This is a genomic window from Methylobacterium sp. E-065 (assembly GCF_022829605.1).
Taxonomy (GTDB): Bacteria; Pseudomonadota; Alphaproteobacteria; order Rhizobiales; family Beijerinckiaceae; genus Methylobacterium.
In genome coordinates this window covers 189,726-213,345 of the sequence record NZ_JAKSYD010000100.1, presented here as the reverse complement: position 1 = coordinate 213,345, position 23,620 = coordinate 189,726, and the positions used below count along the sequence as shown (strand labels likewise).

General features: G+C 67.2%; 18 protein-coding genes, 1 tRNA gene and 1 pseudogene. 10 read left to right on the top strand and 10 right to left on the bottom strand.

The features are described from left to right. Nucleotides 1–120 (top strand): annotated as a pseudogene (locus tag MKK84_RS11165) (IS630 family transposase); the annotation flags it as partial. 378 nt (nucleotides 121–498) lie between these two features. On the opposite strand, the gene MKK84_RS11160 reads toward MKK84_RS11165, so the two are convergent. Continuing rightward, nucleotides 499–678: a hypothetical protein gene (locus tag MKK84_RS11160; protein WP_243919662.1), complete on the bottom strand. Its 180-nt coding sequence runs from the start codon at nucleotides 676–678 to the stop codon at nucleotides 499–501. Between the two features lie 426 nt (nucleotides 679–1,104). After that, nucleotides 1,105–1,425, bottom strand: coding sequence for an HOOK family protein (locus MKK84_RS11155; RefSeq protein WP_243919661.1), 321 nt, complete (start codon nucleotides 1,423–1,425; stop codon nucleotides 1,105–1,107). Between the two features lie 289 nt (nucleotides 1,426–1,714). Here MKK84_RS11155 and MKK84_RS11150 point away from each other — a divergent pair, with 289 nt between their 5' ends. Both MKK84_RS11150 and MKK84_RS11145 read left to right on the top strand, forming a co-directional pair. Beyond that, on the top strand, nucleotides 1,715–2,989 hold the full coding sequence (locus MKK84_RS11150) for an efflux RND transporter periplasmic adaptor subunit (protein ID WP_243919695.1): 1,275 nt from the start codon (nucleotides 1,715–1,717) through the stop codon (nucleotides 2,987–2,989). A gap of 49 nt (nucleotides 2,990–3,038) precedes the next feature. Further along, nucleotides 3,039–6,209: an efflux RND transporter permease subunit gene (locus tag MKK84_RS11145; RefSeq protein WP_243919660.1), complete on the top strand. Its 3,171-nt coding sequence runs from the start codon at nucleotides 3,039–3,041 to the stop codon at nucleotides 6,207–6,209. A 177-nt stretch (nucleotides 6,210–6,386) separates the two neighbouring features. Here the strand turns inward: MKK84_RS11145 and MKK84_RS11140 are convergent, their stop codons facing one another. Both MKK84_RS11140 and ade read right to left on the bottom strand, forming a co-directional pair. After that, nucleotides 6,387–6,812 carry an organic hydroperoxide resistance protein gene (locus MKK84_RS11140; RefSeq protein WP_243919659.1) on the bottom strand — a complete coding sequence of 142 codons (426 nt, stop codon included), beginning with the start codon at nucleotides 6,810–6,812 and terminating at the stop codon, nucleotides 6,387–6,389. 87 nt (nucleotides 6,813–6,899) lie between these two features. After that, nucleotides 6,900–8,621: an adenine deaminase gene (gene ade / locus MKK84_RS11135; protein WP_243919656.1), complete on the bottom strand. Its 1,722-nt coding sequence runs from the start codon at nucleotides 8,619–8,621 to the stop codon at nucleotides 6,900–6,902. 128 nt (nucleotides 8,622–8,749) lie between these two features. Here ade and ilvD point away from each other — a divergent pair, with 128 nt between their 5' ends. Next, nucleotides 8,750–10,579 carry a dihydroxy-acid dehydratase gene (gene ilvD / locus MKK84_RS11130; RefSeq protein WP_243919654.1) on the top strand — a complete coding sequence of 610 codons (1,830 nt, stop codon included), beginning with the start codon at nucleotides 8,750–8,752 and terminating at the stop codon, nucleotides 10,577–10,579. Here the strand turns inward: ilvD and MKK84_RS11125 are convergent, their stop codons facing one another. The 3 genes from MKK84_RS11125 to MKK84_RS11115 all read right to left on the bottom strand — a co-directional run bounded on the left by MKK84_RS11125 (nucleotide 10,580) and on the right by MKK84_RS11115 (nucleotide 13,380). Then, on the bottom strand, nucleotides 10,580–11,251 hold the full coding sequence (locus MKK84_RS11125; RefSeq protein ID WP_243919652.1) for a GDSL-type esterase/lipase family protein: 672 nt from the start codon (nucleotides 11,249–11,251) through the stop codon (nucleotides 10,580–10,582). Between the two features lie 3 nt (nucleotides 11,252–11,254). Continuing rightward, nucleotides 11,255–12,280: an SGNH/GDSL hydrolase family protein gene (locus MKK84_RS11120; RefSeq protein ID WP_243919650.1), complete on the bottom strand. Its 1,026-nt coding sequence runs from the start codon at nucleotides 12,278–12,280 to the stop codon at nucleotides 11,255–11,257. Nucleotides 12,281–12,408: 128 nt separating this feature from the next. Further along, a complete protein-coding gene (locus MKK84_RS11115) occupies nucleotides 12,409–13,380 on the bottom strand; it encodes a GDP-L-fucose synthase family protein (protein ID WP_243919694.1) in 972 nt (323 codons plus the stop codon). 247 nt (nucleotides 13,381–13,627) lie between these two features. On the opposite strand from MKK84_RS11115, the gene MKK84_RS11110 reads away from it, so the two are divergent. Together MKK84_RS11110 and MKK84_RS11105 are read left to right on the top strand one after the other, a co-directional pair. After that, complete coding sequence (locus tag MKK84_RS11110; RefSeq protein WP_243919648.1) at nucleotides 13,628–15,151, top strand: phytoene desaturase; 1,524 nt, start codon at nucleotides 13,628–13,630, stop codon at nucleotides 15,149–15,151. Further along, nucleotides 15,132–16,202, top strand: coding sequence for a phytoene/squalene synthase family protein (locus MKK84_RS11105; RefSeq protein WP_243919646.1), 1,071 nt, complete (start codon nucleotides 15,132–15,134; stop codon nucleotides 16,200–16,202). Before MKK84_RS11110 ends, MKK84_RS11105 begins: the two co-directional genes overlap by 20 nt. Before the next feature lie 70 nt (nucleotides 16,203–16,272). Here the strand turns inward: MKK84_RS11105 and hemC are convergent, their stop codons facing one another. Then, complete coding sequence (gene hemC / locus MKK84_RS11100; RefSeq protein ID WP_243919645.1) at nucleotides 16,273–17,196, bottom strand: hydroxymethylbilane synthase; 924 nt, start codon at nucleotides 17,194–17,196, stop codon at nucleotides 16,273–16,275. Between the two features lie 186 nt (nucleotides 17,197–17,382). Here hemC and MKK84_RS11095 point away from each other — a divergent pair, with 186 nt between their 5' ends. Then, the gene (locus MKK84_RS11095; RefSeq protein WP_243919644.1) at nucleotides 17,383–18,300 is read left to right on the top strand and encodes a metallophosphoesterase; all 918 of its coding nucleotides are present in this window, start codon (nucleotides 17,383–17,385) and stop codon (nucleotides 18,298–18,300) included. A gap of 95 nt (nucleotides 18,301–18,395) precedes the next feature. Continuing rightward, entirely contained in the window at nucleotides 18,396–18,857 is a 462-nt protein-coding gene (locus MKK84_RS11090) for an ABC transporter ATPase (RefSeq protein ID WP_243919643.1), read from the top strand. A 36-nt stretch (nucleotides 18,858–18,893) separates the two neighbouring features. Here MKK84_RS11090 and MKK84_RS11085 read toward each other — a convergent pair whose 3' ends face one another. Together MKK84_RS11085 and MKK84_RS11080 are read right to left on the bottom strand one after the other, a co-directional pair. Continuing rightward, complete coding sequence (locus MKK84_RS11085) at nucleotides 18,894–20,426, bottom strand: acyl-CoA carboxylase subunit beta (protein WP_243919642.1); 1,533 nt, start codon at nucleotides 20,424–20,426, stop codon at nucleotides 18,894–18,896. Between the two features lie 141 nt (nucleotides 20,427–20,567). Next, nucleotides 20,568–20,642, bottom strand: a tRNA-Val gene (locus MKK84_RS11080). 364 nt (nucleotides 20,643–21,006) lie between these two features. Between MKK84_RS11080 and MKK84_RS11075 the strand changes: the two genes are divergently transcribed. Next, on the top strand, nucleotides 21,007–21,348 hold the full coding sequence (locus MKK84_RS11075) for a SelT/SelW/SelH family protein (RefSeq protein ID WP_243919693.1): 342 nt from the start codon (nucleotides 21,007–21,009) through the stop codon (nucleotides 21,346–21,348). 97 nt (nucleotides 21,349–21,445) lie between these two features. Further along, nucleotides 21,446–23,620, top strand: coding sequence for a sensor histidine kinase (locus MKK84_RS11070; RefSeq protein ID WP_243919640.1), 2,175 nt, complete (start codon nucleotides 21,446–21,448; stop codon nucleotides 23,618–23,620).

The following is a 23,620-nucleotide window of genomic DNA, read 5'->3' as shown; positions in this document are numbered from 1 at the left end:
CGGATCTTCGCCTCCTACGACGACATCGTCGACCGGTGCTGCGACGCCTGGAATCGCCTCATCGACCAGCCCTGGAAGATCATGTCCCTTGGCCTGCGCCCGTGGGCCTACCGGTTATGATCAACGCCGATTGGTATAAGTCGTAGGCGATCACCCTGCGATCGCTGCATGACCCTGAAGCTGCCTTCGCTGAGTGGGGCGCGGGCTGGGTTTCCCCTACAGGCTTGTGGCTTGATATAACGCCGAGTGACTCAAGCGTTGGCGATGGCACTGAGCACCCCTGTCCCCGCGTGCGGGGATAGGTGGCGTCGCGGGCTTCAACCCGAAATGTGGATGTCGTAGCCCGTATGGGAGAAACGGCTCAGTCGCGCTTACAGGCCCTGTTGGCATACGACTGACGTGTACCGTGCGCATCGCAATCGGACACAGCGTGAAGACTTCGCGCAGACGCACACTCTTACGCCGAACCGACCTCCACCTCGGCGAACGGTGCTCGAACTAGACCCGCTCGTCCTCACCGCCGGCCAGCCGCATCGTGCGCAGCCGTTCCGTGCGCTCGTCGCGCGACCGCCGATTCATGTCGAGGGCATGCCAGAGAGCGGTCGTAGCAGGATCGCGCCGCAGCGCATCGTGGGCGTCGACATCGCGGGGCGATAGGGTCTTATCGACGGCGTCCATCGTACGTCTTCCGTGCCTCGATCCGCCGTCCGCTACAGGCCGGTGGCCGGCCGGTCCAGCCCCAACCTGCCAGAGGCATTCGACAAACAGCCGTCATCGTCACGCGGCGAGCGACTGATGCCGCGGACTCAGCGCCGAGCCGGCTTGGCTGCCCCGATGTACAGATCACAGCAAGGCCACAGATAAACCGGAGTGACTACGGTCGATTGCCAAATCGTAATGACACGGATGCGTGATGAATATGGTTGTCGACACGCAGAACGACCAATCTTCTCTGCACAGCCCCAACCCGAGCCTCGGGGCAAACCCGAAGCTTCGTTTCTCGGCCGCGCAGTGACAGAAACATCTCGGACACCGGAGGACTCTACGGACTGCGCCGTCAGCAGCCCGCGTCCGGATCGCCGGACGCTCCACGAGCGCGGCGACTCAAGCCTGGGATCCGGTCAACGTGGCGATGACGGCTTCGATCACATCGATCTGCTGCTGCACCGCCACGAAGCGCGGCCCGGCCTCGGACCCGTCGCCGAGGACGAAGGAGCCCTTCTGCCGCCGCGTTTCGCGCAACTTTCGCACCGACGCTACGATGATCTGCCGCTCCTCGATGAGCGCGGCATGCAGTTCGTTCAACCCGTCCAGTTCCAGGGTCTGTGCCATACAGCTTTCGGATTTAAGTGCGGCATCGCGACGGCGATGGCCTGAGAGAGAGAATGATGCGCGGACGTCGACGCTATCCTGCAGCACCCTCATTTGCACCTGCTCGGTGCGATTTCGGTATTCGGCGGAGCGCGCGGCGTGGGATTCATGCCTCCGGGTTGATGATGTGCGATCCGGAAAAAGGAACGGCATGAAACCGGCGCGATGCGATGCTCTCGGATTGCTTTTCAGCTTTGCGAACGGGCAGCTCGCGGCGGTCCGCTCCGTGCAGGATCAGCCAGGTCAGTCGACCGCATCGGTGTCGTCTGCACGGATTGTGTGCTAATGAATGCAAAATACGTCAATCCGCTCGACGGGCGGCTCGGAGAGCGGGCGTGAGCGCATGCTGAGCGACGATGCGGACCATCGCGCCGGATATCGATCCGATGCGATCGAGGCGGCGCCCGGCGCAAATGGATCGCGGCGCGGTGCGTCCGGCGGGAGGCCGAAGCGGTCTCGCGGCTTCGCCCTGATCTTGGTTCTGCTCGCCGTCGCGGGCGGTGGGGCCTATGGCTACACGCGCGTCAATCAGCCCGAAGCGAAGCCGAAGGCCGCCGCACCTCGACCGGTGCCGGTCACGCTCGGGGCCGTCGCGCAAGGTCCGTTCGCGCTGATGACCAACGGTCTCGGAACGGTTCAGGCCTACAACACCGTCCAAGTCCGGACTCGCGTCGATGGTGAAATCCAGCAGGTCGCCTTCCGCGAGGGCCAGACCGTGCACAAGGGCGACGTCCTCGTTCAGGTCGACCCGCGCCCGTATCAGGCGACCCTGGATCAGGCCAAGGCCAAGAAGGATCAGGATACCGCGACCCTGAACAACGCCAAGGCGGATCTCGTCCGCTACACGGGCCTCGGAGCATACGCGTCGCGGCAGCAGACCGAGACGCAGAGCGCGCTCGTCGCGCAGCTGACCGCACAGGTCGCCTCCGATCAGGCATCGATCGACAACGCCACGACTCAGCTCGGCTACGCCACGATCCGCGCCCCGATCGCGGGTGTGACGGGCTTCCGGCAGGTCGATGTCGGCAACATCGTCACCGCCGCGGGCCAGACCCCGATCGTGACGATCACCCAGGTCGAGCCGATCTTCGTGGTGTTCACCGCACCGGAGGATCAGCTTCCCGCGATCACCGCGGCGATGCGGACGGGGGACGTTCCCGTCGATGCCTGGAGTACGGACGGGCTCACCAAGCTCGCGGACGGCAAGCTCGCCTTGTTCAACAACCAAGTCGACACCGCGACCGGCACCATCCGCCTCAAGGCCGTGTACGAGAACCAGAACCACGCGCTCTGGCCGGGCCTGTCTGTCTCGACCAAGATGCGGGTCGGGATCGTCACGCTGGCCACGACCGTGCCCGACAATGCGATCCAGCACGGGCCCGACGGTTTGTTCGCCTTCGTGGTGGACGAGTCCGATCACGCGCATCAGGTGCCGCTCAGGGCCGGGCGGTCCGATTCCGGCCGCACGCAGATCATCGGCGGCGACCTGAAGCCGGGCGAGCGCGTGATCACGGCCGGCCAGTACAAGGTGCAGGACGGCAGCCTCGTCGCGGAGGCGCACGCCTCGGGGGCGACGCAGGCGGCGACGTCCACGCCCAAGATGGAGGCGCAACGCTGATGCGCCGGGTGGCCCAAACGATGGATCGGAACACGCGCGGGGCCGGGCGATGAAAGGCGGCATCTCCGCGCCGTTCATCCGCTTCCCGGTGGCGACCACGCTGATCATGGTCGGCATCCTGTTCCTCGGGGTGGTAGCCTATCCGCTGCTGGGCGTCGCGCCGCTGCCGCAGGTGGACTTCCCGACGATTCAGGTCACGGCGCAGCTGCCCGGCGCGAGCCCGGAGACGATGGCGTCCTCGGTGGCTCAGCCCCTGGAACGGCAGTTCTCGCAGATCCCCGGCGTCTCGCAGATGACGTCGCAGAGTTCCCTCGGGATCTCGTCGATCACGGTCCAGTTCGATCTCAACCGGAACATCGACGGGGCGGCGAGCGACATCCAGGCGGCCATCAACGCCGCCAGCGGCCAGCTCCCGAAAAACCTGCCGACACCGCCAACCTACCGGAAGGTCAACCCGGCCGACTCGCCGATCCTCCTGCTCTCGGCCACCTCCGACACGATGCCGCTCATCGACGTGGATGACGCGGTCGACGTGCAGCTCGCCCAGCGGATCAGCCAGATTTCCGGCGTGGCGCAGGTCTTCATCGGCGGCCAGCAGAAGCCGGCGATCCGTATCCAGGTCGATCCGGCCAAGCTCGTGGCGAAGAACCTCTCGCTGGAGGATGTGCGCACGCAGCTCACCTTGACCACAGTGAACAATCCGAAGGGCAGCATCGACGGCGGCAGCCACAGCTACACGATCTACGCCAACGACCAGCTCACGGCGGCCAGGAACTGGAACGACGTGATCGTCGCCTACCAGAACGGCGCCCCCTTGCGCGTGCGCGACATCGGCCACGCGGTCGCCGGGCCGGAGGACACGAAGCAGGCGGGCTGGACCAACGGCAAGCGCGGCGTCTTCCTCGTGGTGTTCAAGCAGCCGGGCGCCAACGTCATCGACACGGTGGACAGCATCAAGGCGCAGCTGCCCCAGCTGACCGCGACGCTGCCAGCCGGCATCAAGATCGGCATCCTGAGCGACCGCACCCAGACCATCCGAGCCTCCGTGGAGGACGTGCAGTTCACCCTGCTGCTCACCATCGTGCTCGTGGTGGGGGTGATCTTCGTCTTCCTGCGCAGCTTCTGGGCGACCGTGATCCCGAGCGTGACGGTGCCGCTCGCGCTGCTCGGCGCCTGCGCGCTGATGTGGATGGCCGGCTACACGCTCGACAACCTCTCGCTGATGGCGCTGACCATCTCGGTGGGCTTCGTGGTCGACGACGCCATCGTGGTGCTGGAGAACATCAGCCGCTACATCGAGGAGGGGATGCGGCCCATGGAGGCCGCGTTCAAAGGCGCGGGCGAGATCGGCTTCACCATCGTGTCGATCTCGGTGTCGCTGATCGCGGTGCTGATTCCGCTGCTGCTGATGGGCGGCATCATCGGCCGGCTGTTTCGCGAATTCGCCGTGGTGCTGTCGATGACAATCGCGGTTTCAGCCTTCGTGTCGCTGACGCTGACCCCGATGATGGCCTCGCGCCTGTTGAAAGCGCACGACGCCGAGCGGCACGGCCGCCTCTATCGGATGAGCGAGGCCGGTTTCGACTGGCTGCTGTCCGTCTACGAGGATGCCCTCGACGTGGCCCTGCGCTTCCGCAAGGTCACGCTGCTGGTCTTCTTCGCAACGCTGGCGCTGACCGGCTACCTGTTCGTGGCGATCCCGAAGGGCTTCTTCCCGCAACAGGACACCGGCTTCATGATCGGCGTCACCGAGGCAGGGCAGGATATCTCGTTCTCGGCGATGAAGACGCTGCAAGAGAAGGTCGGCGCCATCGTCCAGGCCGATCCGGCGATTGCCACCGTAGGCATGTCGCTCGGCGGCAACGGTCAGGCGCTCAATTCCGGGCGGATGTACATCACGCTCAAGCCGCGCGACGAGCGCGACGTCAACGCCTTCCAAGTGATCGGGCGCTTACGCCCGAAGCTCGAGCAGGTCGAGGGCATCCGCACCTACATCCAGGCGACGCAGGACGTGCGCACCGGCGGGCGCACGTCGCGCACGCAGTTCGAGTACACGCTTCAGGATCCGGACCTCGGTGAGCTGAACACCTGGGCGCCGAAGATCCTCGACAAGATGAAGACCCTGCGCGAGTTGCGCGACGTCGCCACCGACCAGCAGACCCGCGGCACCACCCTGACTCTCTCGATCGACCGCGACGCCGCCTCGCGCTACGGCATCACGCCCCAGCTGATCGACGACACGCTCTACGACGCATTCGGCCAGCGGCAGATCGCCCAGTACTTCACGCAGCTCAACAGCTACCACGTGGTGCTGGAGGTGCTCCCGGCGCTGCAGGGCAGCGTCGAGAGCCTCGACAAGATCTACATCAAGGCGCCCAACGGCGGCGGGCAGGTGCCGCTCGCGGCCTTTGCGCACTGGACGACGGTGCCGGTGGCGCCGCTCGCCGTGAACCATCAGGGCCAGTTTCCGGCGGTGACGATCAGCTTCAACCTCGCCCCCGACGTGGCGCTGGGGCAGGCCACCGAGGCGATCGCGCAGGCGATGCGCGAGTTGCAGGTGCCGCCCACCGTGGTGAGCGGATTCCAGGGCACAGCCCAGGCGTTCCAGCAATCGCTCTCGACCGTGCCGTTGCTGATCCTGGCGGCCCTGTTCGTGGTCTATCTGATCCTCGGCATCCTGTACGAGAGCTTCATCCACCCGATCACCATCCTGTCGACGCTACCCTCGGCCGGCGTCGGCGCGCTCGCGGTGCTGATGTGGGCGGGGTATGATTTCAGCCTGATCGCGCTGATCGGGATCATCCTGCTGATCGGCATCGTGAAGAAGAACGGCATCATGCTGGTCGACTTCGCGATCGTGGCCGAGCGTGAGGAGGGTCTCAGCCCCGAGGAGGCAATCCGGAAGGCCGCCCTGCTGCGCTTCCGCCCGATCCTGATGACCACGATGGCGGCGTTGCTGGGCGGCATCCCGCTGATGTTCGCCCATGGGACCGGCTCAGAGATCCGGCAGCCGCTGGGCTACGCCATGGTCGGTGGCCTCGCCGTCAGCCAGATCTTGACGCTGTTCACCACGCCGGTGATCTACATCTACCTCGACCGGCTGGCGCACCGCTTCTCCTATGGGGACAAGCCGGCGACCTCGGATGAGGCGCAAGATGAAACCGACGCCGAGCCGGTGGAGGAGGTCCGTGGACCTCCGACGCTGCGCGCGGCCGAGTGAGGCTGGGATCGAGCCGCCGCTAGCGAGCGGCGCGAAGGATCAGAGCCTCGCATCGAACCGCGTTTCGGGAGGGAAGATCAGAAGGCGACCTTCGAATCCGCGGGTCTCACCTGGAGAAAAGCCCTGCGTCGCCTTCGATGCGGGCTTCGCCGAAGCGAAACCCGCTCGATAATCGCCTCAGGCGAGCTTCAGCCCGACATTGACGTTGCCGCGGGTGGCGTTCGAGTACGGGCAGACTTGGTGGGCGGCGTCCACGAGCTTCTGCGCGTCGGCGTGGTCGAGACCCGGCAGACTGATCGTCAGATCAGCGGTGATGCCGAAACCGCCCTCGGAACGCGGGCCGATGCCGACCTCTGCGGTCACGGTGGTGTCGGCCGGGACCTTCAGCTGCAGCGAGGGTGCCACGGCCTTCATGGCGCCGAGGAAGCAGGCCGAGTAGCCGGATGCGAAGAGCTGCTCCGGGTTCGCGCCCGGACCGCCGGCGCCGCCGAGCTCCTTCGGGGTCGCGAGCTTGACTTCGAAGCTGCCGTCAGCGGTGCGGGCGGCGCCGTCGCGGCCTCCGGTGGCGGTTGCGGTGGTGCGGTATTTCAGGTCTACGGACATGCGAATCTCCGTTTGCGGATGAGGGTCGGCATCTAGGGGCCGGCGAACCTCTGGATAGTCCCAATTTAGATTGTGCGCAATCTAATTTCAAGGATCGATCAGACAGAACCGGTCGACATCGACCAAGCCGCGATCGGTGATCTTGAGGTGCGGAATGACCGGCAGCGGCAGGAACGCCACTTGGAGGAACGGTTCGGGCAGCACCACGCCGAGGCTCTGCGCAGCGGCGCGCAAGGCGAGCAGATCCTTCCGGATGACGTCGAACGGCATCAGGCTCATGAGGCCAGCGAGCGGCAGGGCGATCTCGGCCAGCACACGGCCGCCCTCCACCACCACGAAGCCGCCCTCGATCTCCCCCAGGCGGTTCACCGCCACGGCCATGTCGGCCTCATCGACGCCGACCACCGTGATGTTGTGGCTGTCGTGGCCGACCGAGGACGCGATTGCACCCCGTTGCAGCCCGAACCCCTTCACGAAGGCGACGCCGATCCCGCGCGCCCCCGGCGCTGTGCGTCCGTGGCGCTCTACGACCGCGACCTTGATGACGTCCTGGGCGAGATCGACCTGCCGCTCGCCACCCGCATAGGGCAGCGACAGGTCGTGACGCAGGGTGATGATCTGGCCCGGGATGACGCCGATCACCGGCGTCGATGGTCCGGATCCGGGCGCGGCAAAATCCGCCGCCGTGACAGTCCGCGCCCTGACACTGTTGCGGCCGATCGGGGCGACGGATGGCCGGCCGGCGAACAGTGCTTCTTCCACCGGCCGGCCCGCGGCGAAGACCCGGGAGACCGCGCAGGTTTCGAGATCATCGAGCACGACCAAGTCAGCGCGCTGGCCGGGCGCTACCAGACCGCGATCGTGCAGGCCGAAGGCGCGCGCAGCCGACCACGACGCGGCCCGGTAGGCGGCAAGCGGCGGCGCCCCCAGCGCGATGGCCGTGCGGATGATGAAGTCGAGATGGCCCTCCTCGGCGATGTCGAGGGGGTTCCGGTCGTCAGTGCAGAAGGCCAGGAACGGCGCCGTGCGCTCGGTGAGGATCGGCGCGAGGGCGTGCAGGTCCTTGCAGACCGAGCCCTCGCGGATCAGCACGGTCATCCCCTTCGAGAGCTTTTCGAGTGCCTCCTCGGGCGTCGTCGCCTCGTGCTCCGTGCGGATGCCGGCCGCGATGTAACCGTTGAGGCGTTCGCCGCGCAGGAGCGGGGCGTGGCCGTCGATGTGCCGGCCCTGGAAGGCGGCGAGCTTCTCCAGCACCCCCGAATCGCCCGCGAGCACCCCTGGGAAGTTCATGAACTCGGCGAGCCCGATCACCTTCGGGTGGCTCGCGAAGGGGAGGAGATCGGCGGCTCCGATCCGGGCACCCGAGGTTTCAAGATGGTCGGTTGCCGGGACGCAGGAGGAGAGCTGCACCCGCAGGTCCATCGCCAGCGTCTCGGCGGAGGCCAGGAACCACGCGAAGGCATCGATCCCGAGGACGTTGGCCATCTCGTGCGGATCGCAGATCCCCGTGGTGACGCCGTGCGGTAGGACGCACCGCTCGAATTCCTGCGGCGGCATCAGCGAGGATTCGACGTGGAAATGCGTGTCGATGAAGCCGGGCACCACGATCTTGCCGGCGATGTCGACCTCGCGCTGCCCGCGATACGTCCCGAAGGTCCCGACGATCCGGTCGCCGCAGATGGCGATATCGGACGCCACGAGATCGCCGGTCACAAGATCGAGGAACCGCCCGCCCTTAAGGACGAGGTCGGCTTCGGTGCGGCCCTGTCCCTGATCGATGGCCCGCAGCAGGAATTCCGTCTGTCGCATTGTGCGATGTCGCTTTCGCTTCGCTATCTGCCGGAAGCATGCCACGGATGCAGGTTACTCGGCGACGCTTGCGGGCGGTCGAACAGGGGAGCAGAAGCCCAGCATCTTCGAAACGGTCGAATCTGCCGATGCCCGCCTATCGCTCCCGCACCACCACCCACGGCCGCAACATGGCCGGCGCCCGCGGCCTCTGGCGCGCGACCGGCATGAAGGATGCCGATTTCGGCAAGCCGATCATCGCGGTCGTGAACTCGTTCACGCAGTTCGTGCCGGGCCACGTCCACCTTAAGGATCTCGGCCAGCTCGTGGCCCGGGAGATCGAGGCTGCCGGCGGCGTCGCCAAGGAGTTCAACACGATCGCGGTCGATGACGGCATCGCGATGGGCCATGACGGGATGCTGTACTCGCTGCCGTCGCGGGAGTTGATCGCCGATTCTGTCGAGTACATGGTCAACGCGCATTGCGCCGACGCGATGGTGTGCATCTCGAATTGCGACAAGATCACCCCCGGCATGCTGATGGCGACCCTGCGCCTCAACATCCCGACCGTGTTCGTTTCGGGTGGCCCGATGGAGGCCGGCAAGGTGCAGTTGCCGGGCATCGCCAGGAAGGTCGACCTCGTCGACGCGATGATCGCGGCCGCCGACGACCGGATCTCCGACGAAGACGTCGCCGTCATCGAGCGCTCGGCCTGCCCGACCTGCGGCTCCTGCTCGGGCATGTTCACGGCGAACTCGATGAACTGCCTGACCGAAGCGCTGGGACTGGCCCTGCCGGGCAACGGCTCGGTTCTGGCCACCCATGCCGACCGCAAGCGCCTGTTCGTCGAGGCCGGCCACCTCATCGTCGATCTGGCCCGCCGCCACTACGAGCAGGACGATGCGAGCGTGCTGCCGCGGGCAGTCGCGAGCTTCACGGCCTTCGAGAACGCCATGACGCTCGACATCGCCATGGGCGGCTCGACCAACACGGTGCTGCACCTGCTGGCCGCCGCCCACGAGGGCGAGGTGCCGTTCACCATGGCCGAAATCGACCGGCTGTCGCGGCGGGTGCCGGTGCTGTGCAAGGTCGCCCCGGCGGTGCCCAACGTCCACATGGAGGACGTCCACCGGGCCGGCGGCATCATGGGCATCCTGGGCGAACTCGACCGGGCCGGCCTGATCGACACCACGGTCGGCAACGTCTCGGCCGGCACGCTTGCCGGCGCACTCGCCCGCTGGGACGTGCGCGGTGCGCCGTCCGCCTCGGTCCAGACCTTCTATCGCGCGGCCCCCGGCGGCGTGCCGACCCAGGTGGCGTTCAGCCAGGACTCGCGCTTCGACGAACTCGACATCGATCGTGAGGGTGGCGTAATCCGCGACGCCGCACATGCCTATTCGCAGGATGGTGGCCTGGCGGTACTCTACGGCAATCTTGCCGAGCAGGGGTGCATCGTGAAGACCGCGGGCGTCGATGCCTCGATCCTGACCTTCACCGGCACGGCACGGGTGTTCGAAAGCCAGGACGCCGCGGTCGACGGTATCCTCAACGGCAAGGTCACCGCCGGTCAGGTGGTGCTGATCCGCTACGAGGGCCCGCGCGGCGGCCCCGGCATGCAGGAGATGCTCTACCCGACGAGCTACCTGAAATCGAAGGGTCTCGGGAAAGCCTGCGCGCTGGTGACGGACGGGCGGTTCTCCGGTGGGTCGTCCGGTCTCTCGATCGGCCATGTCTCCCCGGAAGCGGCCGAGGGCGGCCTGATCGGCTTGGTGCGTGACGGCGACCCCATCGCGATCGACATCCCGGCCCGGAGCATCCGGCTCGAGGTCGATGCGGGTGAGCTCGACCGACGCCGCGCCGAGCAGGAGGCGGCGGGCTGGCAGCCCGCGAAACCCCGCAAGCGCAAGGTCAGCGCGGCCCTGCGCGCCTACGCGATGCTCACGACCAGCGCGGCGCATGGGGCCGTGCGCCGCGTCTGATCAGCGGGCGATCAGGGCCAGGGTGGCGACGGCGGCCAGAACCGCCGCCGCTGCCACGATGAGCCCAACGATCCGCCCCCGCGCGACGCTTCGAGCATCTGCGACCGCGGCGTCTGGCCGGGCGCGGCCCAGCGCAGACAGCATCAGCGGTTCGATCGCCCGGTAGCCGGCGGCATTGAGGTGGAGGCCGTCGGTGCCGTAAGCCCGGCTCAAGCCGCCCTTCGAATCGACCAGCACGGAATGGTAGTCGATGTAGGTCGCTCCGTGTTCATGCGCGTGGTCGCGCAGCCACGCGTTGACCGCCCCGATCATCGCCGAAGCATCCGGCACCTCCGGGTTCCACGGGATCCGGGCCGCCGGCGTGATCGAACCCACCCAGGCCGCGACGCCCATCGCTCGCGCCTCGTCGAGCATGCCGGCGATAATCCGGGCGATCTCGTCGGCGGGCACGAACACCCCCTCGTTGCGGCCGATATCGTTCACCCCGCACAGGAGATGGACGCCCTTCGCCCCGGTCTCCTCCAGATCGCGGCGGAACCGCATGGTGATCCAGCGCGCGGTCTGACCCGATCCGCCGCGGGGAATGAGATCGTGGGCCGCGAAGGTCTTGGCGCGGAGATTTCCCCATTGCTCGGTGATCGAGTCCCCAATGAAGACGATCGGCACCACCATGGATCAGGCGGATGCCGCGATGCCGACGATCTCGGCGACGTCCGCCTGGAGCCTGTCCGCCATCATCTGCCGGCCCTCCGACGTCACGTGCACGATGTCGGTGAACAGGAAGCGGCCGTCGTTTTCGAACAACCTGCTCAGGTCGCGCACCGTGAATGGCGCGTCGGTCGCGAGTTCGAGACGGCCGAGCACGCCCTCGAACCGATCGTACTGGCGGCCGAGATAGGCCAGAAAGGTTCCGGAAGCGGCGTTCGCTTCCTCGGCCACACGCTCGGTTTTGCGGACGACGGTGGGCTGAAGATAGAAACGGGTCGGTGCGCCGATGCCGGGGGCGAGCCGGGCGAGGCGCTTCAGCGACAGCTCGAACTGGCGGACCACCTCCCATTCCCAGATGTCCGACTGCCAATTGGTTAGCGCACGCAGGTTCTCGAGACGATTGAAGATCATCGCCTGCACATTCTCATAGGAAAGCGGCTCCGTTTCGGCCTCCGTACGCCCAGAATCGAGGACGAAATCGTGCAGGCATTCACTGACGAAGTGATTGAAAGGAAAACCGGCCCGCGGATCGAAGCTCCACGGCTGAAAGATATCGGTTCCGCCGCCGACGATGAGGATCACGTCCGGCTGGAGATCCATCAGACGTGTCGTGATCAGGGCGATCATCTGGTTCAGGCAGGCTGAGATCGCACCGAAATTGTAGACGCGCGCGCCTTCCCCGTGGACCCCCTTCAGCCCTGTTTCCAGCCGCCCGGGCACCGTGTCGGCGAAGACCTGCCCGTCGAGGAGCGTGCTGTCGCCAACGACGAACACGCGCAGCGTCTCCGAGGCGGGTCGTGTCTCCGCGTGGGCCGTGTTGAAATAGCCGAGGCTGTCGTAGCGCCATCCTTTTTCAGGCAGGACAGTCAACGGCTTCCCGGCGAACTGAACGTAGGGGGCCGGGAAACGCGTTCTGGCATCGAAATTCTGGAACGTCTTTACGAACTTCTGCCGTCGGGCGTGTTCGTCGGCGTCGGACGGCCCTTGGGTCATGGTCCCTCTCTCCTGCCGGTTGATCGATTGGCGTACTGCGGCGGTATACGCCGGGGAGGGCCCTCTGAAGCCCCTGTTGCGGCGTGTCCTCGTGCGCGGAACCGGCTTTCCCCGCAGCGGTGAGGGCCCTAGCCGCGGATTTCGGCCTGATGTTCGAGGAACCAGCCGTAGGTCTGGCGCAGGCCGTCCTCCAAGCCGATCTCCGGACGCCAGCCCATCGCGGCCAGCCGGGATACGTCCATCAGCTTGCGCGGCGTGCCGTCCGGCTTGGTCACGTCGAACGCGAGACGGCCCTCGTAGCCGATCACCCGAACCAGCATTTGCACCAGTTCGGCGATCGTGCAGTCCACTCCGCTGCCAACGTTGATGTGCGACAGAGTCGGCCGCGTGTTGGCCGCGTAGACCTCATCGTCCATGCCCATCACGAACACGCTGGCGCGCGCCATGTCGTCCACGTGGAGGAACTCGCGCATCGCCCGGCCCGTGCCCCAGACCGCAACGCTGTCCCGGCCCACCGCCTTCGCCTCGTGCAGGCGGCGCATCAGCGCGGGGAGCACATGCGCGTTGTCGGGGTGAAAGTTGTCGTTGGGCCCGTACAGGTTGGTCGGCATCACGCTGCGGTAGCGCCGCCCGTACTGGCGGTTGTAGCTCTCGCACATCTTGATGCCGGCGATTTTGGCGATCGCGTAGGGCTCGTTGGTCGGCTCCAGCACGCCGGTCAGCAGCGCGTCTTCGCGCATCGGCTGCTCGGCGAGCTTGGGATAGATGCAGGACGAGCCCAGGAACAGCAACCGGTCGACGCCGCTCATATGGGCGGCGTGGATGATGTTGGTCTGGATGACCAGGTTGTCGTGGATGAACTCGGCCGGGTAGGTGTTGTTGGCGTGGATGCCGCCGACCTTGGCGGCGGCGAGGTAGACCTGATCGATGCGCTGCTCGGCGAAGAAGCGGCGCACAGCGGCCTGATCGGTCAGGTCGAGGCTCTGCCGGTCGGCCGTGAGGATGCGCGTCTGGCCCTGCGCCTGCAGACACCGCACGATCGCCGCGCCGACCATGCCCCGGTGGCCCGCCACGAAGATGGTCTGACCGCGATCGTCCATCACGTGTCCCGTTTCCTATCCGATCCCACAGTCGTCGGGGCCCTATAGCGCCGAACCGGCGAAGAATCGTGGCGCGGGCGCAATATTTCTGCGGCGCAGCAGCAAGCCGCAATCGAAACATAGCCCGACCCTGCTCAACAACGAAGCCGGCGCATCTAATCCCACCCCATCCAAACGCGGAAGCATGGTGAAGCTTGTTGGCCCTAGGCCCTTGCGTCCCGTCGAAACGCCGCCATAGTGTCAAGCCATGCTGACACTCGAGGTCGACCATAGCGTAGAACAGGCCCGCGATCGGCGGCCGCATGCCGTCGTCATCGGCTCGGGCTTCGGCGGTCTTGCCGCCGGCGTCCGGCTCGGCGCCCGGGGTTACCGCGTGACGTTGCTGGAGCGCTTGGAACAGGCCGGAGGCCGCGCGCGGGTCCACCGGCAGGACGGGTTCACCTTCGATGCCGGCCCCACCATCGTCACCGCGCCCCAGCTGTTCGAGGAGCTTTGGACGCTGGCCGGACGGCGCCTGTCCAACGATGTGACGCTGGTCCCGATGGACCCGTTCTACCGGATCCAATTCGCGGACGGATCGTCCTTCGCTTATAGCGGCGATCCCGACCGCATGCGCGCCGAGGTAGCCCGTTTCGCGCCGGACGACGTTGCCGGTTACGAGCGCTTCATGGCCCACAGCCGGGCCGTCTGCGAGATCGGATTTGAGCGGCTCGGCCACGTCCCGTTCGGGCGGATCGGCGCGATGCTGAAGATCGCCCCGGACCTGATCCGCCTCTCCGGCCACCGCTCAGTGTACGATGTCGTCGCGCGCTTCATCCGCGACGAGCGCCTGCGCACGGTGTTCAGCTTCCACCCTCTGCTCATCGGCGGGAATCCGTTCCAGGCCAGCGCGATCTACTGCCTAATCGCGGATCTCGAACGTCGCTGGGGCGTCCATTTCGCCATGGGCGGAACCGGGCAGCTGGTCGACGGGCTGGTGCGCCTGATCCGCAGCCAGAACGGACGGGTTCGGCTCGGCGCGGAGGTCGCGCGCATACGGGTCGAGAACGGCGCGGCGACCGGGGTCGAACTCTCAGGCGGCGAGACGATCGCGGCCGATCTCGTGGTCTCGAACGCCGATTCGGCGGTGACGCACGCGCGCCTGCTGCCGGAGGCGCAACGCTGGAGCCCAGGTCGGTTCCGCCGCGCCCGCTCGTCCATGGGCCTGTTCGTCTGGTATTTCGGCACGAAGCGCCGCTACCCGGGGGTGGATCACCACACGATCCTGCTGGGACCACGCTATCGCGGGCTCTTATCCGACATCTTCGACCGCAAGGTTCTCGCCGACGATGCGAGCCTCTACCTGCACCGGCCGACCGCCACCGATCCGAGCCTCGCGCCGCCGGGATGCGATGCCTTCTATGTGCTGGCGCCGGTGCCGAACCTTGCCGGTGGACAGGATTGGCAGACGCTAGCTGAGTCGTACCGGCGCCGGATCGCCCGGATCCTGGAGACAAGCCTGCTCCCGGGTCTCACGGACGCGATCGTGACCTCCCGGATGACGACGCCCCAGGACTTTCAGGACGACTTTCTGAGCTATCGCGGTTCCGGCTTCGGGCTGGAGCCGGTTCTGACCCAATCTGCATGGTTCCGCCCGCACAACCGCGACGGCCATGTGCGCAACCTCTACTTGGTCGGCGCGGGCACGCATCCCGGTGCCGGTTTGCCCGGCGTGCTCTCCTCCGCCCGCGTCCTCGACAGCGTGGTTCCCGATGCCCGCGTTACCGCCTGAATTCGCCGCCGCCGCAGACCGGACCGCCTGCCGGGTCGCGATCCGGCACGGCTCCAAAAGCTTCTTCGCGGCCGGGCAGCTCCTGCCCGGGGATGTCCGTGAGGCGGCGTACGGTCTCTACGCATTCTGTCGCTATTCGGATGATCTCGTCGACGAGGCGCCGAGCGCGGCGGCCCGTCACGCCGCGGTCGCCCGCCTCGATCACCGGATCAGCCGGGCCTATGCCGGCGAACCAGCCGACACCTCCGCCGACCGGGCTTTTGCCGAGATCGTCACCGCCTTCGCGATCCCGGAGGCGCTGCCCCGCGCCCTCATCGAGGGTTTGGCCTGGGATGCCGAGGGGCGGCTTTACGACGATCTCGACGCGCTCCACGCCTACGCGGCGCGGGTCGCCGGTTCGGTCGGCACGATGATGGCGCTGATCATGGGCGTGCGCACGCCCGAAGCCCTGGCCCGCGCCTGCGACCTCGGGGCCGCGATGCAGCTCACCAACATCGCCCGCGATGTCGGCGAGGATGCCCGCATGGGCCGGATCTACCTACCGCTCGACTGGATGCGGGCGGCCGGGCTCGACCCCGATGCATTCCTGGCCGATCCCCGGCCGAGCCCGGCGCTCGCCGACCTCGTCGCAGATCTGCTGACCGAGGCCGACCGGCTCTACCGCCGCGCCGAAGCCGGGATCGCTCAGCTTCCGACGCGGTGCCGGCCGGCGATCCGCGCCGCCAGCCTGATCTACCGCGAGATCGGGCGCGAGATCGCGGCCGCCAACCACGACACGGTTACCCGCCGTGCCCGCGTCAGCGGTGCCCGTAAGCTCGCCTTGATCGCCCGGGCGCTTCGGGCTTCAACGGACGAAGCGGATGCCGCCGCTCCCGCGTTGCCGCAGGTACTGTTCCTGCTACAGGCGGTCGCGCAGCAACCGCTCGGCTCCAGACACGATCGGCCCCCGTTGCGGCCATGGTGGAACGTGACGGGTCGGGTCGTCCACGTGCTCGATATGATCGAACGGATGCGCGAGCGGGAAGCCTTTGGCCCATCCGCGCCGTCCTGAGGCGCTGCGACACACACCGCTCTGGTTCGACGCACGCCTCCCCGCAAGGGAGGCGAGCCATTGCACCGTCCTATTTGAGATCGCGCACGTAGGTCTCTCCCGCCTCGGACTTGAGGGCTGCGCCGGCCTCACGGCCGATGCGCTCAGCCTCCGCTGCAGGGCCCTGGCGGGACACCGACCAGTGCCGGCTGCCGTCGGGCAGGAACAGCAGACCGTCGAGCGACAGGGTCTCACCCTCGATTCGCGCAAGAGCGGCGATCGGCGTGCGGCAGGACCCATCGAGCTCGGCCAGGAGGGCGCGCTCGGCGGTGATGGCGGTCGTGGTCCGGGCACAAGCGATCGGCGCCAGCAGATCGCGGACCGCGCCGTCCGCTTCGCGACACTCGATGCCGAGGGCGCCCTGCGCCACGGCGGGCAGCATTTCCTCTACGCTGAGAATGCTGCGCGCCATGTGTTCGAGCCCGAGACGCTCGAGACCAGCCAGGGCCAGCAGAGTCGCATCGCACTCGCCCGCTTCGAGCTTGCGCATCCGCGTGTTGGCGTTGCCGCGCAGAGGCACGACCCGCAGGTCCGGGCGGCGCATCAGCACCTGGGCACCCCGGCGCAACGACGAAGTTCCGACCCGAGCCCCCACTGGCAGCCCGGCCAGACCGTCGGCATGCGGGGACAGGAAGGCGTCCCGGGGATCGTCGCGCTTCAGGATGCAGGCGATGATTAGACCGTCGGGGAGCCAAGTCTCCACGTCCTTCATGGAGTGGACCGCGATATCGACCTCGTCGGCGAACAGGGCCTGTTCCAGCTCCTTAGTGAACAGCCCCTTACCGCCGATCTCGGAGAGCGGCCGATCCAAGATCTTATCGGCCACGGTCGTGACGACAACGAGCTCGGTCTCCAAACCCGGATTGGCCGCGACGATCCGGTCGCGCACCATCCCGGTCTGCGCGAGCGCCATCGGTGAGCCGCGGGTGCCGATGCGCAAGGGACGGTTCAACATCTGTCTTCAGATCTTCTTGGCTGGGTGAGTCAGGGTCTTATAGACCGCCTGTCACGCTGCGGTCAGGGGTATTCAGGTTTCTTGAACCGGCCGTGTGGCACACCCGCCTGCGGCCACGCCCCGCTTTCGCCGGACTGTATGCCTAACGGGGCTTCGGCACACGACAGAGCGAACGGACATGGTGCGATGCTGATCCTGCCGAGCCGACGGCAGTTCCTGACCGGACTTGGAGCGGGACTCGGCGCGACGGCGGCGACCGGCGTCTATGCGTTCGATGTCGAGCCGCTGCGCCGCCTCGTCGTTACCTCCTACGCGCCGGCTCTGCCGCGCTGGGATCCGGCTCTGCGCCTGCGCGTGGCGGTGCTCGCAGATTTCCATATCTGCGAGCCCTACATGCCGTTCGACCGGGTGGCCGAGATCGTGGACGCCACCAATGCGCTCAAGCCCGACCTCGTGCTTCTGCTCGGCGATTACCCAGCAGGTTTCATCGCGTGGCGGAAGCTGCCGCTGAGCCAGTTTGCCCGGATGATGGAGGAGCTGAAGGCCCCGCTGGGCACGCACGCAATCCTCGGCAATCACGATTGGTGGGACGATGAGGCCGTTCAGACAGCCCGCAGCGGGACGCCCGCAGCCAAGCGCCTGCTGGAGGCGCGGGGCATTCCGGTGATGGAGAACCAAGCCGTCCGCCTGATCAAGGACGGACGCCCGTTCTGGCTGGCCGGCCTCGCCGACCAGCAGCCCTTCATGGGCAGCTGGAAGTCGCTCAGTCATGCGGACGTGTCGCGCACGCTCGCGGCGGTTACCGATTCGGCGCCGGTGATCCTGATGGCGCATGAACCCGACATCTTCGCCACCCTTTCGGACCGATTTTCGCTGACCCTGGCCGGGCATACCCACGGCGGACAGGTGCGGATGTTCGGACGCTCACCGGCGATCCGCAAGGTCCAAGGCCATGATTACGCGTACGGGCACATCGTGCAGGACGGGCGCCACATGATCGTGTCCGGGGGTTTCGGCATGAGCCGGATCCCGGTGCGGCTTGGCGTGCCGCCCGAGATCGTGCTCCTCGAACTCGGGCAGACCGCGCCAGCGCCTGACGCCTGAGCGACTTTGGGAAGTCGAAGGGTCGCGATGCACCGGCTCCGCGCCCGAATGACGCGCCGCTCGTCGTCCGCCGCTCACCGCGCTACCTGCTCGACATGCGCGCCCTTATTCCGTTCCTCGCCCTTTCCTGCCTCGTCGCGGCGTCCGGATCCGCCCGGGCCCAATCCTGCGAGACGCTCATCGATCGCGTCACATCCGAGACAGCGGCGCAGGCGACCGAGCGCCGCAGCGATTACGCCAGCTTCACGGCCAGTCCCGACATGACGCTGACGCTCGCCTGCGGCGGACCGGACTTCTCTTCCGTCGGCGCGCAGTATCGCGGCGCGAACCCGCCGGATGCCTATTACGACACGTTCGGTCATGCCGGGCATGCTGTGACCGGGATCGACGCCCAGGTGATCACCGAAGCCGCGCACAAGGCCCAGGCAGCCGCGATCCGGCTCCGCCACAGCAACGTCGATCTCGGCGGCGCCCGGATCACGTGTTCGGCGATGGTGTCGCCCGACAAGGGACCGTTGACACTCTGCGCCGTGATCGAGCACAGCGACCGGAGCTGAAGCCGACGGCACGCGCCGCCGGCTCGCCGTCCCGCCTCAGAGCGGGATGTTGTCGTGCTTCTTCCAGGGCTGCTCCATCTTCTTGGTGCGCAGCATGCCGAGCGCCCGGGCGATCCGGCGCCGGGTCGAATGCGGCATGATCACTTCGTCGATGTAGCCGCGCTCGGCCGCCACGAATGGCGACAGGAACCGATCCTCGTACTCGCCGGTCCGGGCCGCGATCTTCTCGGGATTTCCCAACTCGCTGCGGAAGATGATCTCTACCGCTCCCTTGGCGCCCATCACGGCGATCTGGGCGGTCGGCCACGCGTAGTTGAGGTCCGCGCCGACATGTTTCGAGGCCATGACGTCGTAGGCCCCGCCGAACGCCTTGCGGGTGATGATCGTCACCAGCGGCACGGTCGCCTGCGAGTAGGCGAAGAGTAGCTTGGCGCCGTGCTTGATCAGGCCGCCATATTCCTGCGCGGTGCCCGGCAGGAAGCCCGGCACGTCCACGAAGGTGACGATCGGGATGCCGAAGGCATCGCAGTAGCGTACGAAGCGCGCGGCCTTCCGCGAAGCATCCGAATCGAGCACGCCCGCCAGGACCAGGGGCTGGTTGGCCACGAAGCCGACCGTCCGACCCTCGATCCGACCGAAGCCGGTGATGATGTTGCGCGCGTAGGTCGCCTGGATCTCGAAGAAGTCGCCCTCGTCCACAACGCGACGGATCAGCTCGCCCATGTCGTAGGGCTTGTTCGGGTTGTCGGGGATCAGCGTGTCGAGGGACGAATCGAGCCGTTCGACATCGTCGAAGCTCGTGAGTTCCGGCACGCCGTCGATGTTGTTGGCCGGCAGGAAGTCGAGCAGGCGGCGGATCTGGAGGATCGCCTCCACGTCGTTTTCGAACGAGCCGTCCGCGATCGACGACTTGGTGGTGTGGACCTTGGCGCCACCGAGTTCCTCGGCGGTCACGACCTCGTTGGTCACGGTCTTCACCACGTCGGGGCCGGTGACGAACATGTAGCTCGTGTCGCGGACCATGAAGATGAAGTCGGTCATGGCCGGCGAATAGACGTCGCCACCCGCGCACGGGCCCATGATCACCGAGATCTGCGGAATGACGCCGGAGGCCATGACGTTGCGGCGGAACACCTCGCCGTAGCCGCCGAGCGCCGCGACACCCTCCTGGATGCGTGCGCCGCCGGCATCGAAGATGCCGATGATCGGGGCGCGCATCTTCAGCGCCATGTCCTGGACCTTCACGATCTTCTGCGCGTGCGCCTCCGACAGGGAGCCGCCGAACACCGTGAAGTCCTTGGAGAACAGGAAGACGGTCCGGCCGTTGATCGTGCCCCAGCCGGTCACCACGCCGTCGCCCGGGATCTTCTGGCTTTCCATGCCAAAATCCGTGGAGCGGTGCTGCACGAACATGTCGAATTCCTCGAACGACCCATGGTCGAGGAGGAGGTCGATGCGCTCCCGGGCGGTGAGCTTGCCACGTTTGTGCTGCGCCTCGACGCGCCTCTCACCACCGCCGAGACGAGCCTGCGCCCGGCGCTCTTCGAGCTTGTCGAGGATATCCTTCATCGCTGTTTCCGCCCTTCCCCTGCCGGTAACCTGCGACCCGGTTCGGGCCGGGTCCAAGCTTGTGCATTCGCCGATGATCCGGCCTTAGCACGGGCCTTACGGGTGGCAAACCGACATGTTTGTCAGAGCTTTGGGGGGAGATGGTGGACGGTGCAGGGATCGAACCTGCGACCTTTCCCGTGTGAAGGGAACGCACTACCGCTGTGCTAACCGTCCGTACCGGCGTCAAGGCAGACGTGTCGGCCGCGCCTCTCCAGCGCCGCGAACCGGTGGCGGGCCTTCTAGGGCGCGGTGGGCCGGAACGTCAAGCGCGGTTCGCGATGTTCTTGCGCATGACCGGTGGCCGCAATCGATCGGAGAGAGCGAGCTTTGAGCCAGCGCTCGCCACTGCGTCCAGAAAAGGTGACCCTCGTCCTAGCCACTATCTATTCAAACCCGTGAAACGTGCAGAACCTGTCACGATACCCATGACGCGTAGGCCGCTCACGACAACACCGACACCGCCCCGGCAACGCCGACGGCGCAGGTTCTTCCGCGTCCCATGGTTGACAAGTTCGCCGCCCCGGTGCGCTGTGCGGGGATGCACGAGGAGCCAGCGGGCGTGAATCCCGGTAGCGACGTGACGTCGGACAGCGCGGGCCGGGCGCAACGCCCGCGCGTGGCGATCACCTACTGCACGCAATGCAACTGGCTGCTGCGGTCCGCCTGGATGGCGCAGGAGCTTCTTTCCACCTTCCGCGACGATCTCGGGGAGGTCGCGTTGATCCCGGCCTCAGGCGGCGCGTTCCGGATCGAGATCGGCACGGCTTTGGTGTGGGAGCGGGTGCGCGATGGCGGCTTCCCCGACGTGAAGGCGCTTAAACAGCGGGTGCGAGACCACCTCGACCCGGCGCGCGATCTCGGCCATATCGACCGGCCATGAGGCGAGGGAACGGCGAGGAGCCCGCGGGGCACCGCAGGCCGGGGGCGGGCCCCGCTTGAGGCCGGAGCGGCAAGCCGGGGGCGGCGACGTCCCGGCGGTGATCCCCGCACGCCGGTCTTGGCTGTCGCGGCGGCTTCACCGTTTCGCCGGCAACGGCTTCTCGACGCAGGTCTATCTGATCGCCCTCGTCGTGGCACTGATCGGGCCGGGCCTCCTGTTCACCGGCATTCTGTTGATGCGCTACGCGTCGGCCGAACGGGCGCGCTTCGAGCAGGATGCGCGTGAGAACGTGCGCGGCATCGGCCTGTCGCTGGATCGCGATACGGCGGGTCTCGTCTCGGTGCTACAGACGCTCGCCACGTCGCCGCGGATTCGCCAGGGCGATTTCGAAGCCTTCGATGCGCAGGCCCGGCTCGTTCGCGAGTCCATCGATCTCGATGTCCTGCTCAGGCGGCCGAACGGCCAGGAGATGGTCAATACCGGCGTGCCGCGTGGTGCGCCGCTGCCGGTCGTGGCGCTGCCCTTCGATCAGGAGCTGTCGAAGGGCACGCAGCGCGCCATGGTGAGCGGCTTCGTGCCGGGTCCCTCCGCGAACGAAGCGTCCTACGCGGTCGGCGTGCCCGTGATGATCGACGGTGAAGTCGGATACATCCTGAGCTTCACCGTCCCGCTGTCCCGCCTTCAGGGCATCCTGTCGCGTGAGGTCGTGCCGGGCTGGACGACGGGCATCAGCGACCGCAACGGCATCGTGCTGGCGCGCCTGCCCGATCCCGATGCGGTGGTGGGCCGTCCGCGGCTCGCGAGCCTCCGGCAGGTCCAATCCGCGACACCGGGGGTCTGGGAGGGCCAGGACCGACAGCACAAGCCGGTCGTGGTGATCGAGGCCCGCTCTCGTCTCACCGGCTGGATGGTCGCCACCAGTATCCCCCAGGCTCTGGTCGATGCACGCGTCCGCCGCTGGGTCTGGGCCTTCGCGGGTTTCGGCCTGTTGGTGCTCGCGACGTCCTCACTGCTGGCCGTGAATCTGTGGTCGCGGGTTTCCCGCCCGCTGAGGCTGCTGGCGGCCACAGGGCCCGCGCTGGCACGCGGGGAGGCGATTCCGCGCATCTCCTCGCCGGTCCACGAGATCCAGCGCCTTGCCCTCGTCCTGTCCGAGGCCTCGCTCCGGCTGCGCACCCGCGAGGAGGAGCGCGACCTTGCGCTGGCCGAGACGCGGCGGGGCCTGACGGCGCTCAGCGAGAGCGAAGCCCGGTTTCGACACATGGCCGATTCGGCGCCGGCCCTGATCTGGATGACGGACGAGACCGGCGCGGTGAGCTTCGCCAATCTGCATTTCGAGCACATGTTCGGGATCAGGGCGGCGAGACTCGCCGAAGAGGGTTGGGCGCGGATCATCCATCCGGATGATCTCGAAGCGTTTCGCGCAGCCTTCTCGGAGGCGTTCGACGCGCGGGTGCCGTTCCGCCTCGAGGTGCGCGTGCTCGACCGGGATCGGATCGCGCGCTGGCTGCGCTGCGAGGGCGTGCCACGCCTCGACGACGATCAAAACTTCCTCGGCTATACCGGCTGCAACATCGACATCACCGACGCCAAGAACGCCGAGGAGCACCTGCTGCTCCTGATCCACGAACTCAATCACCGGGTGAAGAACACCCTGGCCACGGTTCAGTCGATCGCCGTGCAGTCCCTGCGCGGGCTCGAAGGCGCGGAGGCCGATGCCGCGCGTGCCGCCTTCGAGGCGCGTTTGCTGGCACTGGCCCGGGTCCACGACGTGCTCACCCGCGAGAGTTGGGAAGGCGCCGAACTGTCGGCGGTGGTGGCGGACGCGATCCGGCCGCTTGAATCCGGCGATGGCCGCGCCTCGCGGTTCCGGGTCACCGGACCGCCCCTGCGGCTGGCACCGCGGCTCGCCCTGTCGATCGCCATGGCGCTGCACGAACTGGGCACCAACGCGGTGAAGTACGGCGCGCTCTCGGCCGATGGCGGCATGGTGGACATTGCGTGGACGGTTCGGCGCGAAGACGAGACGCTTCTGTACCTCCGCTGGTCGGAACGCGGCGGGCCACCGGTCAAGAAGCCGACCCGCACAGGCTTCGGCTCACGGCTGATCGAGCGCAGCTTGGCTCGCGAACTGGCCGGCGCGGTGACGCTGAACTACGAGCCGTCCGGCGTGGTCTGCACCATCGAGGCGCCCGTGCCGCCGCCGGGCCTGCTAGAGCGCAAAGGCGCCGCTGCGCCGGCGCGGATTGCGCCGCTGCCGTTGGCGGGGTGA

What these genes read in the sequence shown, in the direction of transcription:
- MKK84_RS11155 (WP_243919661.1), bottom strand. Translation starts at nt 1,425, where the DNA reads ATGAGGGTGCTGCAGGATAGCGTCGACGTCCGCGCATCATTCTCTCTC.
- MKK84_RS11140 (WP_243919659.1), bottom strand. Translation starts at nt 6,812, where the DNA reads ATGTCCGTAGACCTGAAATACCGCACCACCGCAACCGCCACCGGAGGC.
- ilvD (WP_243919654.1), top strand. Translation starts at nt 8,750, where the DNA reads ATGCCCGCCTATCGCTCCCGCACCACCACCCACGGCCGCAACATGGCC.
- MKK84_RS11115 (WP_243919694.1), bottom strand. Translation starts at nt 13,380, where the DNA reads ATGGACGATCGCGGTCAGACCATCTTCGTGGCGGGCCACCGGGGCATG.
- MKK84_RS11075 (WP_243919693.1), top strand. Translation starts at nt 21,007, where the DNA reads ATGCACGAGGAGCCAGCGGGCGTGAATCCCGGTAGCGACGTGACGTCG.
- ade (WP_243919656.1), bottom strand. Translation starts at nt 8,621, where the DNA reads ATGCGACAGACGGAATTCCTGCTGCGGGCCATCGATCAGGGACAGGGC.
- MKK84_RS11090 (WP_243919643.1), top strand. Translation starts at nt 18,396, where the DNA reads ATGCGCGCCCTTATTCCGTTCCTCGCCCTTTCCTGCCTCGTCGCGGCG.
- MKK84_RS11105 (WP_243919646.1), top strand. Translation starts at nt 15,132, where the DNA reads ATGCCCGCGTTACCGCCTGAATTCGCCGCCGCCGCAGACCGGACCGCC.
- MKK84_RS11095 (WP_243919644.1), top strand. Translation starts at nt 17,383, where the DNA reads ATGCTGATCCTGCCGAGCCGACGGCAGTTCCTGACCGGACTTGGAGCG.
- MKK84_RS11150 (WP_243919695.1), top strand. Translation starts at nt 1,715, where the DNA reads ATGCTGAGCGACGATGCGGACCATCGCGCCGGATATCGATCCGATGCG.
- hemC (WP_243919645.1), bottom strand. Translation starts at nt 17,196, where the DNA reads ATGTTGAACCGTCCCTTGCGCATCGGCACCCGCGGCTCACCGATGGCG.
- MKK84_RS11125 (WP_243919652.1), bottom strand. Translation starts at nt 11,251, where the DNA reads ATGGTGGTGCCGATCGTCTTCATTGGGGACTCGATCACCGAGCAATGG.
- MKK84_RS11160 (WP_243919662.1), bottom strand. Translation starts at nt 678, where the DNA reads ATGGACGCCGTCGATAAGACCCTATCGCCCCGCGATGTCGACGCCCAC.
- MKK84_RS11120 (WP_243919650.1), bottom strand. Translation starts at nt 12,280, where the DNA reads ATGACCCAAGGGCCGTCCGACGCCGACGAACACGCCCGACGGCAGAAG.
- MKK84_RS11110 (WP_243919648.1), top strand. Translation starts at nt 13,628, where the DNA reads ATGCTGACACTCGAGGTCGACCATAGCGTAGAACAGGCCCGCGATCGG.
- MKK84_RS11085 (WP_243919642.1), bottom strand. Translation starts at nt 20,426, where the DNA reads ATGAAGGATATCCTCGACAAGCTCGAAGAGCGCCGGGCGCAGGCTCGT.
- MKK84_RS11145 (WP_243919660.1), top strand. Translation starts at nt 3,039, where the DNA reads ATGAAAGGCGGCATCTCCGCGCCGTTCATCCGCTTCCCGGTGGCGACC.